14 protein-coding genes are annotated in these 15,258 nt (G+C 69.9%); 8 read left to right on the plus strand and 6 right to left on the minus strand.

What is annotated here, in order from left to right; translation table 11 throughout:
* Positions 1 to 26: 26 nt before the first annotated feature.
* Positions 27 to 605: an antibiotic biosynthesis monooxygenase gene (locus ACFU7D_RS13885; protein ID WP_378731269.1), complete on the plus strand. Its 579-nt coding sequence runs from the start codon at positions 27 to 29 to the stop codon at positions 603 to 605.
* Here ACFU7D_RS13885 and ACFU7D_RS13890 read toward each other — a convergent pair.
* Complete coding sequence (locus ACFU7D_RS13890; protein ID WP_378867887.1) at positions 602 to 934, minus strand: ArsR/SmtB family transcription factor; 333 nt, start codon at positions 932 to 934, stop codon at positions 602 to 604. The two genes, ACFU7D_RS13885 and ACFU7D_RS13890, sit on opposite strands and share 4 nt — an antisense overlap.
* 84 nt (positions 935 to 1,018) lie before the next feature.
* Between ACFU7D_RS13890 and ACFU7D_RS13895 the strand changes: the two genes are divergently transcribed.
* Positions 1,019 to 2,227, plus strand: a complete 1,209-nt coding sequence (locus ACFU7D_RS13895; protein ID WP_378867889.1) for an MFS transporter — start codon at positions 1,019 to 1,021, stop codon at positions 2,225 to 2,227.
* 8 nt (positions 2,228 to 2,235) lie between these two features.
* On the opposite strand, the gene ACFU7D_RS13900 is transcribed toward ACFU7D_RS13895, so the two are convergent.
* Complete coding sequence (locus tag ACFU7D_RS13900) at positions 2,236 to 2,835, minus strand: nucleoside deaminase (protein ID WP_378867891.1); 600 nt, start codon at positions 2,833 to 2,835, stop codon at positions 2,236 to 2,238.
* Positions 2,835 to 3,431, minus strand: a complete 597-nt coding sequence (locus ACFU7D_RS13905) for a hypothetical protein (protein WP_378867893.1) — start codon at positions 3,429 to 3,431, stop codon at positions 2,835 to 2,837. Before ACFU7D_RS13905 ends, ACFU7D_RS13900 begins: the two co-directional genes overlap by 1 nt.
* 160 nt (positions 3,432 to 3,591) lie before the next feature.
* On the opposite strand from ACFU7D_RS13905, the gene ACFU7D_RS13910 reads away from it, so the two are divergent.
* Positions 3,592 to 4,491, plus strand: coding sequence for a hypothetical protein (locus ACFU7D_RS13910; RefSeq protein ID WP_378867894.1), 900 nt, complete (start codon positions 3,592 to 3,594; stop codon positions 4,489 to 4,491).
* Here the strand turns inward: ACFU7D_RS13910 and ACFU7D_RS13915 are convergent.
* Entirely contained in the window at positions 4,475 to 5,461 is a 987-nt protein-coding gene (locus ACFU7D_RS13915; protein ID WP_378867896.1) for a sulfotransferase family protein, read from the minus strand. The genes ACFU7D_RS13910 and ACFU7D_RS13915 overlap by 17 nt on opposite strands.
* A gap of 83 nt (positions 5,462 to 5,544) precedes the next feature.
* Here ACFU7D_RS13915 and ACFU7D_RS13920 point away from each other — a divergent pair, with 83 nt between their 5' ends.
* Together ACFU7D_RS13920 and ACFU7D_RS13925 are read left to right on the plus strand one after the other, a co-directional pair.
* Positions 5,545 to 6,453: a phosphoribosylaminoimidazolesuccinocarboxamide synthase gene (locus tag ACFU7D_RS13920; protein WP_378867898.1), complete on the plus strand. Its 909-nt coding sequence runs from the start codon at positions 5,545 to 5,547 to the stop codon at positions 6,451 to 6,453.
* A gap of 94 nt (positions 6,454 to 6,547) precedes the next feature.
* Positions 6,548 to 8,110, plus strand: coding sequence for a long-chain fatty acid--CoA ligase (locus tag ACFU7D_RS13925; RefSeq protein WP_378731251.1), 1,563 nt, complete (start codon positions 6,548 to 6,550; stop codon positions 8,108 to 8,110).
* A gap of 42 nt (positions 8,111 to 8,152) precedes the next feature.
* On the opposite strand, the gene ACFU7D_RS13930 is transcribed toward ACFU7D_RS13925, so the two are convergent.
* Complete coding sequence (locus ACFU7D_RS13930) at positions 8,153 to 9,403, minus strand: MFS transporter (RefSeq protein ID WP_378867900.1); 1,251 nt, start codon at positions 9,401 to 9,403, stop codon at positions 8,153 to 8,155.
* Between the two features lie 80 nt (positions 9,404 to 9,483).
* On the opposite strand from ACFU7D_RS13930, the gene purS reads away from it, so the two are divergent.
* Together purS and purQ are read left to right on the plus strand one after the other, a co-directional pair.
* Positions 9,484 to 9,726 carry a phosphoribosylformylglycinamidine synthase subunit PurS gene (gene purS / locus ACFU7D_RS13935; protein WP_091045685.1) on the plus strand — a complete coding sequence of 81 codons (243 nt, stop codon included), beginning with the start codon at positions 9,484 to 9,486 and terminating at the stop codon, positions 9,724 to 9,726.
* On the plus strand, positions 9,723 to 10,394 hold the full coding sequence (purQ, locus tag ACFU7D_RS13940) for a phosphoribosylformylglycinamidine synthase subunit PurQ (RefSeq protein ID WP_378867902.1): 672 nt from the start codon (positions 9,723 to 9,725) through the stop codon (positions 10,392 to 10,394). The genes purS and purQ overlap by 4 nt, the downstream gene beginning before the upstream one ends.
* Here purQ and ACFU7D_RS13945 read toward each other — a convergent pair.
* Entirely contained in the window at positions 10,360 to 11,610 is a 1,251-nt protein-coding gene (locus tag ACFU7D_RS13945; protein ID WP_378867904.1) for an ROK family protein, read from the minus strand. The two genes, purQ and ACFU7D_RS13945, sit on opposite strands and share 35 nt — an antisense overlap.
* Before the next feature lie 145 nt (positions 11,611 to 11,755).
* On the opposite strand from ACFU7D_RS13945, the gene ACFU7D_RS13950 reads away from it, so the two are divergent.
* The gene (locus ACFU7D_RS13950; RefSeq protein WP_378867906.1) at positions 11,756 to 15,238 is read left to right on the plus strand and encodes an alpha-N-acetylglucosaminidase TIM-barrel domain-containing protein; all 3,483 of its coding nucleotides are present in this window, start codon (positions 11,756 to 11,758) and stop codon (positions 15,236 to 15,238) included.
* Positions 15,239 to 15,258 lie beyond the last annotated feature (20 nt).

The raw sequence follows: 15,258 nt of genomic DNA on the forward strand, positions 1-15,258 counted from the left end.
CGTACCTGCCTGCGACGATGGACGGCATGTCCGACCCGGTAACCGTGACCATCGCCCGTCGAGTCTCCGTGGAGCGCCGCGACGAGATGGTCGCCTGGATGCAGGCGGGGATCCGGCTGGCCAGCGAGTTCCCCGGGTTCCTCGGAGCGGGCTGGGTGCGGCCGGCGCCGGACTCCGACCAGTGGCACCTGCTCTACCGCTTCGACTCCCACGAGACCCTGGGGAGCTGGGACACCAGCCGCCAGCGCGGCTGGTGGCTGGGCGCGGGGGAGCCGTTCGTGGAGGAGACCCGGATCGAGCGGCGTACCGGTATCGAGGGCTGGTTCGACCCGCCGAGCACCTACGACGTCGAGCAGGTCTCCGGGATCGCGACGCCGCCGCCGAGGTGGAAGCAGACGATCACGATCTTCCTGATGTTCTTCCCGGTCAGCCTGCTCGCCAACTGGGTGCTCGGGCCGGTCGTCGGCGGGTGGGCGTTGCCGCTGAAGGTGCTCGGGGTGATGGTCGTGACGCTGCCGTTCATGACGTACTTCGGGCTGCCGTGGATCACTCGCAACATGGAGTGGTTCCTGCACGGCCGCCCGGCGCCCTGGCGCCGCGGCTAGGGGTTCGGGCCGCTCTTCTCGGCCGAGAGCACGGCATCGAGAAGCCCCGGGAACCGGGCGTCGAGGTCCTCGCGCCGCAGCGAGAGACGCCTGGCGCGGCCGTTGGCCTCGTTGCGGACCACGCCCGCCGTACGCAGCACCTTCATCAGGTGCGACTTGGTCGACTTCGGCACGTCCGGGTTGCTCAGGTGGCACTCCGCCATGTCGAGAGGTCCGTCGACCAGCTGGCGGGCGATCGCCAGGCGCTCGGGGTCGCTGAGCGCGAAGAGCACGGTCGTCAGTGAGATCTCCGACCGCTCGGGATGCGGAAGGTCCGGGGAAGAACTCATGGTTCGATAATAGTTGCACAGTCAGTGGAAGGCACGTACTCTCCTAAAAGGTTCGAAATAATTCGAACGATGGATGGAGTGGTGATGTCGGCAGAGGTAGTGAGCGGTACGACGACGGGCGCCGTCGTCGGCCGGCGACTCGGCGCGGGAGTGGCCCTCGGGGCGGTCGTGCTGATGATGGCTGGGGCCAGCGCTCCCTCGCCCTTCTATCCCGATCTCCAGGTGGACCTCGGGCTGCAGCCGTGGGTGATGACGGCGGTCTTCGCCGTCTACGCCGTGGCCCTGCTGGCCACCCTGCTCGTGTTCGGCTCGGTCTCCGACCACGTCGGCCGGCGTCCGGTGGTGACCGTCGGGTTCCTCCTGCTGGCGGCCAGCTTCGCGCTGTTCCAGGGTGCCGACACCGCCGCCGTCCTGTTCGAGGCGCGGATCCTGCAGGGGGTCGCGAGCGGCCTGCTGCTCTCGACCCTCTCGGCCGCGGTGGCCGACTTCGAGCGACCCTCGCGGCCCGGCTCGGCGGCGGTGGTCAACGCCGTCGCGCCGATGGCCGGCCTGGCGGTCGGTGCCGTCGTGGCCGGTGTGGCCCTCCAGGCGAGCGGCGACGCGCGGCTCATCGTGTTCGACGCCCTCGTCGTGCTCTCCCTCCTGCTCGCGGCGGGTGTGTGGCTCGCCCCGGAGACCGCGCCACGTCACGAGGGACTGGTCGCCTCGCTACGTCCGCGGATCGCGGTGCCGCCGGCGATCCGGGGCCTGCTCGCCCGCAGCGCCCCGGCGATCTTCGCCGGCTGGGCCACCGGTGGGCTGTTCCTCTCGCTCGGCGCGGCGATCGTACGCACCGAGCTGGGCGCCTCCAGCCACATCCTCCAGGGGCTGGCGATCGGGGCCCTGGCCGGTGCGGGAGCGGTGGCTGCGTACGCCTTCCGGAATCGCACGGCGCGAGCGACGACGCTCTACGGCACGGCCGCTCTGGCCGTCGGCACGGTGCTCAGCCTGCTCGCTCTCGCGACCGGTTCGGCGACGGCCTACCTCGTCGCCGTGGTCGTCGCGGGCACGGGCTTCGGCACGGCCTTCTTCGGCATCCTGCGCACGATCATGCCGCTCCTCCCCGCCCACGAGCGGGCCGAGGTCTTCGCGGTGATCTTCATCGTGTCCTACCTGGCCTTCGGTGTCCCCGCCGTCATCGCCGGGGTGCTGACGCCCCAGATCGGCCTCGCGACCACGACCTACGTCTACGGCGCCGTGGTCGTGGTGCTCTCCGCAGCGGCGGGGCTGCTCCGCTGGCGCAGCGGCGACTGAGTCGTACGTCAGGGGTGCGCGATCGCGCCGCCGCCCTTCCTCTCCTGGTACGCCGCGGAGAGCTCGTCGTAGATCCCGGCGATCCGGACGAGCTGGTTGGGGTCGGCGAGCGGGGCGAGCCCAGTGCTGACGAAGTAGGCGTTGGTGCGGTTGTAGAGGTCGCGTCCCGGGGCCACCTCGTCGCGATCGGGGTCCGGGACGGCGTAGACGCCCTTGAGGATCGCCAGGTCGTAGGGGATCGCGAAGGAATCGGCCGAGTCCTGGTGGCTGAAGAGGTAGGCGAACTCGGGGAACCCTGACCAGGCGATCCCCGACAGGCACAGCGAGCACGGCTCGTGGGTCGCCAGCAGCAGGCAGTCGGCGGGCGCCGGCCGGTCCTCGGCCGGCAACTCGAAGAAGCGCTTGATGGCATGGATCTCCCCGTGCCACAGCGGGTTCTCGGTCTCGTTGTTGGTCTCGGCGACCACCGTCGAGAGGTCCGCGCGGCGCACGATCGCGGCGCCGAAGATCTTGTTGCCCGCGGCCACGCCGGCACGGGTCAGCGGGACGATCTCCTGCTCGATCACGTCCAGCAGGCGACGTACGTCCGCCTCGTCGGTCAGGTCCATCAGACCAGGGCCTCGCCGCCGTGCGTGGCGAGCTTGCGGGCGACCTCGGCGAGGTCGGCGCGCCAGATCTCCTCGGGGCCGGGCGGGAGGATGTCGTCCCAGTCGGGCGAGAAGCTGCCGCGTACGGAGAGCAGGTCCTTCGGGCGGGCCAGGAACCACATGTGCAGGTGCTCGGCGCCGTCGCCGATCCGCATCGCGTGGCAGCGGGCGATGTTGGGCAGGCTCTCCACGATCCGGGCGATCCGCACCGTGAGGACGCCGAACTCGGCCGCCTGGTGCTCGTCGAGATCGGGCAGGTCGTAGTGCTCGAGCGGCTCGAGGATCAGCACCAGCGGCAGACCGGACTGCTTCAGGTGCTTCACCCGCCAGCTCTCGTCCTGCCAGATCACGCCGGGCAGATCGGTGCCGCACAGGTTGCAGTCCACCCCGTCCTCGCCGCCGCGCGGCTCCTCGGGAGCCGGGGGAGCGAGCGGCTTGGGGGCGATCTCGCCGTCGCGTACGACCCACGGGAAGACGTCCCACTCAGTCACGCCGGGGGCGGGCAGGTCACCGCCGGCCTGGACGCGGGCGTAGATCTGATCAGCTGTCTCGGCCATGGCTCGAACGATGCCACAGCGGGCGGAGATGTAACACGCTGTTTGTCGGACTATCCGGTCGTTCCGATCGGGCGAGTAGTTCTACGAACGACGTGTTACAGCTCTGCCCCACCCCGGCGTGGATCCTTAGCCGAGTGAGTGGCTCGACTAAGGTGACTCCATGACCACCGGTGTGCTGCCGTCCCTGCCGTCCTACGACGGTGCTGAGCTCGTCATCCCGGCACCCGGCGAAGGCCCGGGCAACTGGGCCGGCGCCGCGAGTGCGGTCCTCGTCAACGGGGTCTTCTGGCTGACCTGGCGCAACCGGCGGCCGCTCTCGGACGGGCGCGGGGTGACGGTGAGCGTCGCCCGGTCGACCGACGGGGTGCGGTTCGAGACCGTGACCGAGGTCCACCGCGACCAGTTCGGCTGCGAGTCGCTGGAGCGACCCGTGCTGGTGCCGCTTCCCGACGGCGGAGGCTGGCGGCTCTACCTCTCCTGCGCCACCTGGGACTCCAAGCACTGGTGGGTCGACAGCCTCACCGCCGACACCGTCGAGGGGCTCCCCGAGGGCCGCCGCCAGGTCGTCCATCCCGGCAGCGACACCGTCGCGGTCAAGGACCCGGTGATCGCGATCGACCCGGTGACCCAGACCTGGCAGATGTGGCTCTGCTGCCACCCGCTCACCGAGCCCGGCCACGAGGACCGGATGACGACCCGCTACCTGACCAGCACCGACGGCCTGGAGTGGCACGACGACGGGGAGGTCCTCGCCGGACGTCCCGGTCGCTGGGACGCCCGCGGGGCCCGGGTCGCCACGGTCGTCTCCCATGACCCGCTCGTCGTCCTCTACGACGGCCGCGCTGACGCCGAGTCCAACTGGTACGAGACCACCGGCATCGCCCGCTGGGACGGCACCCAGCTCGTCGCCGACGCCGAGGCGGCCCCGATCGCGAGCCCGCACTCCGACGGCGCCTTCCGCTACGCCAGCGCCGTTCCGCTGCCCGACGGAAGAATTCGCTACTACGTGGAGGCCGCCCGTGAGGACGGCGCCCACGACCTGATCACGCTGGTTCGCTGAGGTTCTCCGCGAGCCTCGCGCGCTCCTGGAACGATCCCCGGCTCGCGGTGGAGAGCCAGTCGGAGAAGTCCTGACCGCTCACCTTGGTGAGCAGCTCGATGTCCTCGGCGAAGGCGGGCAGGAGCTGCTCGCGCTGCTCCGGCGTCAGCCGGGGCCGGTGGTGGTCTCCCGGCCCGGAGAGCTGCCGCAGCAGCGGCGGGTAGCTCCGACGCCACACCTCCGGCGGAGCGAACTGACCGAGCCAGGCGCCGCCCCTGATCACCGGACCGAGCGCCTTCGGGCGCCAGCCGGGTTCGACGTACATCCTGTGGTTGTCCTTCGGGATGTGGTCGACGTGGCCCTGCTCGATGCCGAGGAATCGGCAGGCGCGGTCGACGGTCGCGGCGGGCTCGTCGACGATGTCGCGGTAGCGCACCACCAGCACCCGGTCCTCGCCGACCAGCCCGTAGAGGTGGTCGAGCTGCCGGCCGTAGAGCCCGAGCTCGCGGTAGCGCCAGAACGGCGCCCAGCCGTGGTGGGCGCGCTCGTCCTGGAGCCGGAACGCCGTGGGGAAGTCGGCGACGGGCTCCAGCCCGTCGCACCACAGGTGCATCCAGTTGGAGTAGGCGCGGTCGATCGGGTCGCGCACGACGGCGATCAGCTGCACCTCCGGAAGCTCCCGCGCGATCCGCCGCTGGGCGCTGGTGGACCAGAGGTAGAACGGCGTGCTCTCGCCCCGGACCGCGTGCTCGGGGGCGGCGTCGAAGAGTCGGTCGTAGTCCGTGCGCCGCCAGACCCACTCCTGCTGGGAGTGCTTGTCGCCGGGGCCGCGCCAGTGCGGCGGCGGAGCGTCGTCGCAGAGCCAGTACTTCGGCTCCTTCGGTGTCGTGGCGAACACCTGTGGGTGCCTCGCCAGCGCCGAGTGCAGGGCTGTGGTCCCGGCTTTCGGTGCCCCGATGATCAAGAAATCTGGCTGTGGTCGTCGTCCCATGCGCGGCCCTCCCGCTTAAATCGCTCGAAACAGTCTACTTAAGCGAGAAACGGATTCGGAAGACCATCTCTTAGGCTGATCCCGTGGCTGAACTCAACATCCCCCCGGCGCCGGCGATCCCGGGCACGAAGCACCTCCACTCCGGCAAGGTGCGCGACCTCTACGAGCTGGAGGAAGGTCCGTACGCCGGCCAGCTCCTGATGGTCGCCAGCGACCGCATCTCGGCCTTCGACCACGTCTTCGACGCGGTCATCCCGGACAAGGGCGAGATCCTCACCCGGCTGTCGCTGTGGTGGTTCGAGCAGTTCGAGGACCTGGTGCCGACCCACGTCCTCTCGACCGACGTGCCGGAGTCGGTGGCCGGCCGTGCGGTGGTTGCCCAGAAGCTTCACATGCTGCCCGTCGAGTGCGTCGCGCGCGGCTACCTGACCGGCTCGGGCCTGCGTGAGTACGAGTCCACCGGCGAGGTCTGCGGCATCCGCCTCCCGGGAGGCCTGGTCGACGGCTCCCGGCTCACCCCGCCGATCTTCACCCCGGCCACCAAGGCCGAGCTCGGCGACCACGACGAGAACGTCACCTACGAATACATCTCCAAGCTGATCGGCGAGGACGACGCCTCCGCGGTGCGCCGGCTGACCCTGGCGGTCTACCAGCGCGCCGACGAGATCGCCCGCGGCTGCGGCCTCATCCTGGCCGACACGAAGTTCGAGTTCGGCGTACGCCAGGACGACCTGGGCATCCGCACGATCGTGCTCGCCGACGAGGTGCTCACGCCCGACTCCTCCCGCTACTGGGACGCGGCGCAGTGGCACCCGGGCAGCGCGATCCCCAGCTTCGACAAGGACGTCATCCGCCGCTGGCTGCTCTCGCCCGAGTCCGGCTGGGACCGGGCCGCCGGTGGTCCGCCGCCGGACCTTCCCGAGGAGATCGTCGCGCGCACGCGGGCGAAGTACGTCGAGGCGTACGAGAAGCTGACCGGGCACCGATTCTGAGACACGTGTCGCACTAAAAACCGCGGACCGTGTTTCTCGGGTGGCTACCTGCGGGTAAGTTGTGACGCGTAACACGCACACCACTGGAGGCCATGTGTCCACGTACAACCTCGCTTCGCTGCTCGAAGACTCCGCGGCGAGCTATCCCGAGCGCACCGCGATCGTCCTGGGCGACATCCGCCTGAACTACGCCCAGATCAACGGTGCCGCCAACCAGGTCGCGAACCTGCTGGCGAGCAAGGGCATCGGCGCGGGTGACCGGGTCGCCCTGATGAGCCCGAACCTGCCCTACTTCACGATGGTCTACTTCGGCATCCTCAAGGCCGGAGCCACCGTCGTCCCGCTCAATGTGCTGCTCAAGGGACGCGAGGTGGCCTACCACCTCAAGGACTCCGACGCGAAGGCCCTCTTCGCCTTCGAGGGCACCCCGGAGCTCGCCATCGGCGCCGAGGCGCACGCCGGTGCGCAGGAGGCCGGGGTCGAGAACCTCTTCCTGATCACCGCCGACCCGACCGCCGCGTCGCCGATCGAGGGTGTGACCACGCTCGGTCAGGGCATCGGGGCCCAGCCGCCGACGTTCGAGACCGTGGCCACCGACGAGGACGACACCGCGGTCATCCTCTACACCTCCGGCACCACCGGGCAGCCCAAGGGCGCCGAGCTGCGCCACCGCAACATGCGCGACAACGCGCTGGCCGGCGCCGAGCTCTTCGGTGCCTCGGCCGAGCGTCCCGACACCTATCTCGCCGTGCTGCCCCTCTTCCACGCCTTCGGTCAGACCGTGGTGCAGAACGGCGCGTTCGCCTTCGGCGGCACCGTCGTGCTCCTGCCCCGCTTCGACGCCGCGGCCGCGCTGGCGACGATGCTCAAGGAGAGCGTCACCTTCTTCGCCGGTGTGCCGACGATGTACTGGGGTCTGCTCGGTGCCCTCTCCGAGGACATCGACGTGGCCACGCTCGCCAAGAACCTGCGGGTCGCGGCCGCCGGTGGCTCGGCCCTCCCGGTCGAGATCCACAAAGAGTTCGAGAAGCGCTTCGGCGTGACCATCCTCGAGGGCTACGGCCTCTCCGAGACCTCGCCGGTGGCGTCGTTCTCGCTCTACGGCCAGCCGGTGCGTCCGGGCTCGATCGGTGTCCCGATCCCCGGCGTCGAGATGCGCCTGATCGACCCGGCGTCGTGGGACGACATCGAGTGGACCGCCGACGCGATCGGCGAGATCGCGATCAAGGGCCACAACATCTTCAAGGGCTACTACGACCGTCCTGAGGCCACCGCCGAAGTGCTCACCTCGGACGGCTGGTTCCGGTCGGGCGACCTCGCCAAGCGCGACGAGGACGGGTGGTACTACATCGTCGACCGCGCCAAGGAGCTCATCATCCGCGGCGGCTTCAACGTCTACCCGCGCGAGATCGAAGAGGTCCTGCTCACCCACCCGGCGGTCTCGCTGGCCGCCGTGATCGGGGTCCCGCACGACTCCCACGGCGAGGAGATCAAGGCTGTCCTCGTGCTCAAGCCCGGCGCCTCGGCGACCTCCGAGGAGATCGTCGCGTGGTCGAAGGAGCAGATGGCGGCCTACAAGTACCCGCGCATCGTCGAGATCGTCGACGCCCTGCCGATGACCGCCACCGGCAAGATCCTCAAGCGCGAGCTCAAGTAGGTCTTTCGTACGTCGGCAGCAGCCGTAGCTCGAAGATCGCAGTCACCCGGTGGCTGCGATCTTCGAGTTTGTGGCTCCTGTTCGGAAGGCGAGCATCGGCCGGGCGGTCGCGCCGACCGCGGCGAGGGCGAGGAGGCAGGTGATGCCCCCGCTGACCAGGGCGAACGAGCCGGAGGTCAGCTGGGCGACGGCACCGCCGCGGAGATTGCCGATCTCCGGCCCGCCGGCGCCGACGATTATCTCGATCGCGGCGGTCCGGCCGCGCAGGTCGTCGGGCACGGCGAGCTGGATGAGCGTGCCGCGGGTGACCACGCTGACCGAGTCGGCCGCCCCGGCGACGGCGAGCAGGCCGAGGCACAGCCACGGTGAGGTGACCAGCCCGACGGCGCCGAGGCTGGCACCCCACACGGCTGCGGCGCAGATCGTGATCAGGCCGGGGCGGCTGCGTCCGGTGAACGAACCGGAGACGAGAGAGGCCGCCACGCCGCCGACCGCGATCGCGGTCAGGAACAGCCCGAGCGTACGTGGGTCGCCGCCGAACCTCTCCTCGTTGACCAGCGGGAACAGGCTTACCGGCATGGCCAGGACGGTGGCCGCCAGGTCGACGAGGAGCACGCCGCGTACGACCGGCTGGGTGGCCGCGAAGCGCAGACCTTCGAGGATTCCGCCACCGCTCGTTCTCGTCGTGGGCGCGAGAGCGGGGAGGCCGAGGACCCCGAGGAACCCGGCGCAGAACGAGGCCGCATCGACGGCGTACGCGATCTCGAGGCCGGCGTAGCCGATGATCAGCCCGCCCAGCGCCGGGCCGAGGAGCATCGACCCCTGGAAGCTCAGCCGGTTGAGGGCGAGCCCGGCGGCTACCTGGTCGGTGGAGAGGAGCCGCGGGATCACGCTCATGCTCGCAGGGGCAGCGACCGAGCCGGCGGCGGCCAGGAGCGCGACCAGCACGAGGACGAGTCCGAGCGAGGACGGCGAGGTGCCCAGCCAGAGTGCCTGCGCCATCAGCAGCAGCGCCAGCACGAGCTGGGTGAGGTTGGTGGCCAGCAGGATCGAGCGCCGGTCCGCGCGGTCGGCCACCGAGCCGCCCCAGAGCCCGATCGTGAGCAGCGGGACGAGCCGCGCGAGCGCGACGCTGCCGGACCAGAACGGGCTGTGGGTCGCCTCCCAGACCTGGTACATCACCGCGACCACCGAGATCTGCCCACCGAGCCCCGACACGGCCCGCCCGACGAAGAACCGGCGGAAAGCGGGGGACGTACGCAGCGGGGTGATGTCGATCAGCAGATGGCGCACGAGGATCGATCGTAAAGACCCGCCGGGGCGGGGTGCGAACGGTTTAGGTGAGCGGCGTAGGGCCGACCTAGACTGCAGCCATGCCTCGCGTTGTCGTCGACGTCATGCCCAAGCCCGAGATTCTCGACCCGCAGGGGAAGGCCGTACTCGGCGCCCTGCCGCGGCTCGGGTTCACCGGGGTCACCGAGGTCCGTCAGGGCAAGCGGTTCGAGCTGGAGATCCCCGAGGTCACCGACGACGCGCTCGCCCAGATCGAGAAGCTGGCCGAGACCTTCCTGGCCAACACGGTGATCGAGAACTTCGTCGTTCGGGTCGAGCAGTGAAGATCGGCGTCATCACCTTCCCTGGCACCCTCGACGACGTCGACGCGCAGCGCGCGGTCCGTGTCGGCGGCAACGAGGCCGTTGCGCTGTGGCACGGTGACCACGACCTGCAGGGCGTCGACGCGGTGATCCTGCCGGGCGGCTTCTCCTACGGTGACTACCTGCGCTGCGGTGCCATCTCCCGCTTCGCCCCGATCATGACCGAGGTCATCGAGGGTGCCCAGAAGGGCCTTCCGGTGCTCGGCATCTGCAACGGCTTCCAGATGCTGGTGGAGTCCCACCTGCTTCCTGGTGGCCTGCTGCGCAACGACCACCTCAAGTTCATCTGCCGCGACCAGAAGCTGCGCATCGAGAACGCCTCGACCGCCTGGACCTCCGCCTTCACCCAGGGCCAGGAGATCGTGGTCCCGCTGAAGAACGGCGAGGGGCAGTACGTCGCCGACGCCGACACCATCAAGCGGCTCGAGGACGAGGGCCGCGTCGTCGCGCGCTACCTCGACGTCAACCCCAACGGTTCGGTCAACGACATCGCCGGCATCACCAACGAGGCCGGCAACGTCGTCGGCCTGATGCCGCACCCCGAGCACGCGGTCGAGACCCTCACCGGGTCCGGCACCGACGGCCTGGGCTTCTTCACCTCGCTGGCTGAGAAGGTTCTGTCCCGCTGACCGACCAGGGGTGACCTGGCTGCACCGAGGCGATCAGGTCGTCCCAGGCTCGGCTCGCCGCCAGCGTGAGCGCGCCGGCGAGCACTGCATGGTCGGCAGGAACCAGCAGGGCAAGCTCCGGTGGGACCAGTGTGAACCGGGGCAGAAGCCGGCGAAGCTGGTCCACCAGGAACTCACCGGCGTTGGCGACGCCTCCGGTGAGGACCACGACATCCGGATCGATCGTCAGGAAGACCGGGGCCAGCCGCTCCACCATCTTCTTGGCGACCGCCGACACCGCCGCGACGGCGGCCCGATCGCCCTCCGCGGCTGCGGCGAAGACCTGTTGGGCCGTCAGGGGTCGGTCGGCGGGCAATGCCCCGCCCGGGTGACGGGACGCCTCCGCCCTGGCCATCTCTGCGATTCCGGCAGCGCCGAGGGCATGCTCCAGCGGCCCCCGCCCGTGCTCGTCGAACTGCACGCCGTCGGCGGAGACCGGGATCAGGCCGACCTCGCCGGCCGCTCGGTGGGCCCCGCGATGGAGGGAGCCATCGATCACCACCCCGGCGCCGAGTCGCTCACCCCAGTGGATCACGACCAGCGTCCGGCCCGGGTGCTCGACGCTGGCCGCGATGGCGGCCAGGTTCGCGTCGTTCTCCACCAGCAGCCGCGCCGGGAATCGCTCGGCGAGGTCGGCGAAGAGTCCGGCGTCGGTGTTGCCAGGGGCGGACGGCGCTATGGTCACCCGGCTCAGCTCGGGGCCGACGACACCCGGCGAGCCGGCAACCACCGCTCCGATCCGATCTGCCGGCAGCTCCGCAGCCAGAAGTACGCGATCGACCAGTGTGCCGACCTGACGGCGGACCGCGGCCGGGTCGGCGCCCGGCGGCACTCCGATCGTCTCGTGCGCCAGCGATCCACCCTGGACATTGACGATGGAAGCCGCAACCCGGTGGGGTCCGATGTCCAGCCCGAGCACGGGCAGCAGCCCGCTGCGCAGCACGTACCGGGTGGCAGGCCGGCCGGCTCCGGACGGCTCCGACGGGGCCAGTGGCTCGACGACGGCAGCGGACGCCAGCTCGTCGATCGCCTGTGAGACCGTCGGCCGGGTCAACCGGGTGTCGGCAGCCAGCTCGGTGATGCGCGCTCCTGCCGGCCCCGCGGCTCGGACTCCTTCGAGGACCGCGGTCGTGTTGAGCCGCCGCAGCACGCCGTTTCCGCTCGACTCTCCCCTCATCGCGCGCCCCGGTTTCCGCCCATGACGAACAAGTTACCGGCTTCCTTCCTCCGTCAGTAGCCGCCGAAACCCCTTGACCGCCGTCATGTCCGGGAGGAGTATGTGCCCATATTACGAAAATGTTCTGCATAATTCTGGAGGCACGATGCCGAAGCGCCAGCGACGCAGTCAACAGGCTCATCCGACGAGCGGTCGTCGCCAACACCCGCTGCAGATCAGGGGAGTCACCCTCGGCGTCGTCGTGGCGATGCTGCTCGGTCTGCTCGGTCTGATCACCGCCACTGGTCCGGCCGCTGCCGCGCCGCCCGGCTTCGCGGCTTCGTCGGGCGAAGGTGCAACGCGCCCGGCCCGTGAGGCTCTCGTCAGGATCCTCGGCAAGCGGCACGCGGCCCGGTTCGAGCTGTCGGTGCATCACGGTGACGGCGACCGGTATCGGGTCACTGCCCACAGGGGCCGGATCCTGGTGGAGGGGACGAGCACTCCGGCGGTCCTGATGGGGGTCAACGCCTACCTGAAGAAGGTCGCCAAGGCGGACATCTCCTGGACCGGCAACCAGACGCCGATCCATGGCTCCCTGCCTCTGCCCAAGCGCCCCATCCAGGGCACGTCTGTGGTGTTGCACCGGTTCTCCGGCAACGACACCGAGGACGGCTACTCGGGGCCGTTCCGCACCTTCGAGGACTGGCGGGAGCTCGTCGACATCAACGCCATGCACGGCGTCAACGAGATGTTCCTCCCGGTCGGGTCCGAGATGGTCTACTACCGGCTGCTGCAGGAGTACGGCTATTCCGAGACCGAGGCGCGGGCCTGGATCCCGTCGCCGGTCTATCAGCAGTGGTGGCTGATGCAGAACATGTGGAACTTCACGGACCCGGTCACTCCCGCTCTGCTGGAAGAGCGCGCCGACCTCGGCCGACGCATCGCCGACTACATGCGCTCGATGGGGATCACGCCGGTGCTCCCGGGCTACTTCGGCACCGTGCCTACCGACTTCGCCACCCGCAACCCGGGCGCCGTCACCGTCCCGCAGGGCACCTGGTCCGGTCTGCGGCGGCCGGACTGGTTGGCTCCTACGCAGCAGCTCTTCGGTGAGGTGGCCGAACGTTTCTATCAGCTCCAGAACGACGTCGTCGGAGCGTCGACGATGTACAAGATGGACCTGTTGCACGAGGGCGGGTCGGCGGGTTCCGTCCCGGTCGGCCAGGCGTCGGTCGCGGTCCAGGACGCCCTGGACGCCGCGCATCCCGGTGCCATCTGGGTTGCCCTCGGCTGGCAGAGCAACCCGCGCCAGGAGACCCTCGACGCGGTGGACCGCAGCCGGATGCTGATCGTGGACGGGCTCTCCGACCGGAACCTCGATCCGCAGCGAGACACCCAGTGGAAAGGCACGCCGTACGCCTTCGGGTCGATCTGGAACTTCGGCGGGAACTCGACCGTCGGTGCCCCGATCAAGGCCTGGAACGAACGGTTCTTCGAGTTCCGGGCCCGCCCGAACAGCGCGCTCGACGGCATCGCGATCCTTCCGGAAGCCAGCTACAACAATGCCGTCGCGATGGAGTTCCTCGCCGAGCTGCCCTGGCAGACCGGGCCGGTCGACCTGGACGCCTGGTTCGCCGAGTACGCGGATGCCCGCTACGGCGGGACCGACCCGGCGGCGCGCGCCGCGTGGAAGACCTTGCAGGACACCGCCTACTCGATCGCTCCGAACAACAACCGCTCGGCCGGGACCAGCGGCCTGTTCGCCGCTGTCCCGTCGCTGACGGCCACCCGGCCGAGCAACTACACCGCTCCCGGGAACCGTTACGACCCGACGGACTTCGCGGCGGCGCTGCCGTCGCTGTTGCAGGTGAAGCCGTCGCTGCGCACCAGCGAGATCTATCGGCACGACCTCGCCGAGATCGCGCGGCAGGTGGTCGTCGAATACTCCCACCCGTTGCTGACCCAGATCCGGCAGGCGTACGCCGAGCGTGACACGGCAGAGTTCGATCGACTCACCACCGCCTGGATCGAGGCCATCGACACCGCCGACCGGGTCAGCGCCACCCGGTCCGATCAGATGGTCGGCCCCTGGCTGGCGAAGGCTCGTGCCTTCGCCTCGTCGCCCGACGAAGCCGATGCTCTCGAGCATGACGCTCGCCGCATCCTCGCCTCGTGGACGCTGAACCTGTCGCTGACCGACTATGCGTACCGCGACTGGTCCGGGCTGCTCGACGGCTACTACGCGCCTCGGTGGGAGCGCTACTTCGACGCGCTGCGCGAGTCCCTGCGCACTGGTGAAGCACCAACAGCGATCAACTGGCAGGCGGTCGCAGACGAGTGGTCGCGAGCAACGGACCGCTACCCGACCAAGCCGCACGGTGACACCTACGCCGAAGCCACCCGTGCCTTGCAACAGATGTCTGCGGCGGACTTCGGTGCGGCTGTGTCGGTCCGCCCGGCCGGCACGATCGGCGAGGACCCGGGCACGATCGCGTTGACGGTGGTCAACAACAACCCGTTCGCTGCGCTGGAGAACATGGCGGCCCGGGTCACCGCTCCGAAAGGCATCGTCGCGACAGCGACCGGCGAGCTGCCGACGCGACTCGCCCCGGGCGGCACTGCGACGGTGAGCTGGAGCGTCGCGGCCGGCGCCGAGCTGCCGTCGGAGACCACCGAGGCCGAGGTCGGCCTCGAGGTGACGTACGACCAGCAGGCCGGGACGAAGCAGAAGACGGCCAGTGCGGTGCTGCCGGTCGACGGACCTGGCCGGATCCAGCTCAGCGACGTGCCGTTCTCCTCCTCGCGCAACCATGACGGGGAACATCCGGTCGCCCGCGACACCGTGACCCCGGCGACGCCCTCCGGTGACGGTGCGCCGATCCTGCTCGACGGCACCGCCTACTCGAAGGGCCTGGGCACCAACGCCGCAGGCGAGGTCCGGTTCGAGCTGGGCCAGGCGTGCCAGCGGTTCGTCACCGTCGTCGGCATCGACGATGCGATGAACCATGCTGCCGACGGCGACGTGGTGGTGGAGGTGTGGGGCGATGGCCGGCGGATCCACGCCACACCGGTGCTGCGCAGCGGGTTGGCGACCACCGGAACCGAGGCGATCCGCCTCGACGTGGACATCAGCGGGGTGCGGCAGCTCCGGATCGTGATCGATCGCTCCGACGGCAACCGTTCCTTCGATGCGGCCTCGTTCGGGGCGCCGACCCTGGCCTGCAGCGGTGAGATTCCCACGCCGCTCAGCGAGGGCAAGCCGGCCACCGCGTCCAGCAGCGAGGGTGCGGCGAGCCCGGACCGCGCGGTCGACGCCAAGCTGCACACCAACTGGCTGTGCAACCCGGCACAGTGCTCCGGCAAGCCCGCGTGGCTGCAGGTCGACCTGGGTGACGTACGCCCGGTCTCCGGGGTCAGGGTGACGCCCTACTACGCGGATCGGCGGTCCTATCGCTACACCCTGGAGGGCAGCGTCGACGGCATCACCTACACGCCGATCGCTGCCAAGACCACGGACTCGCCGCAGACTGATGTGGGGGACTGGTATCCGGTGAGCGGGAGCTTCCGATATGTCCGGGTGACCGGTAGCGGCAACACCAGCAACGCCTATGCCTTGCACCTGCAGGAGCTGGCCGTCTACGGCGGCTGACCCTGACGTACGAATCGCCC

The organism is Nocardioides sp. NPDC057577, assembly GCF_042801335.1.
Classification (GTDB): Bacteria; Actinomycetota; Actinomycetes; order Propionibacteriales; family Nocardioidaceae; genus Nocardioides.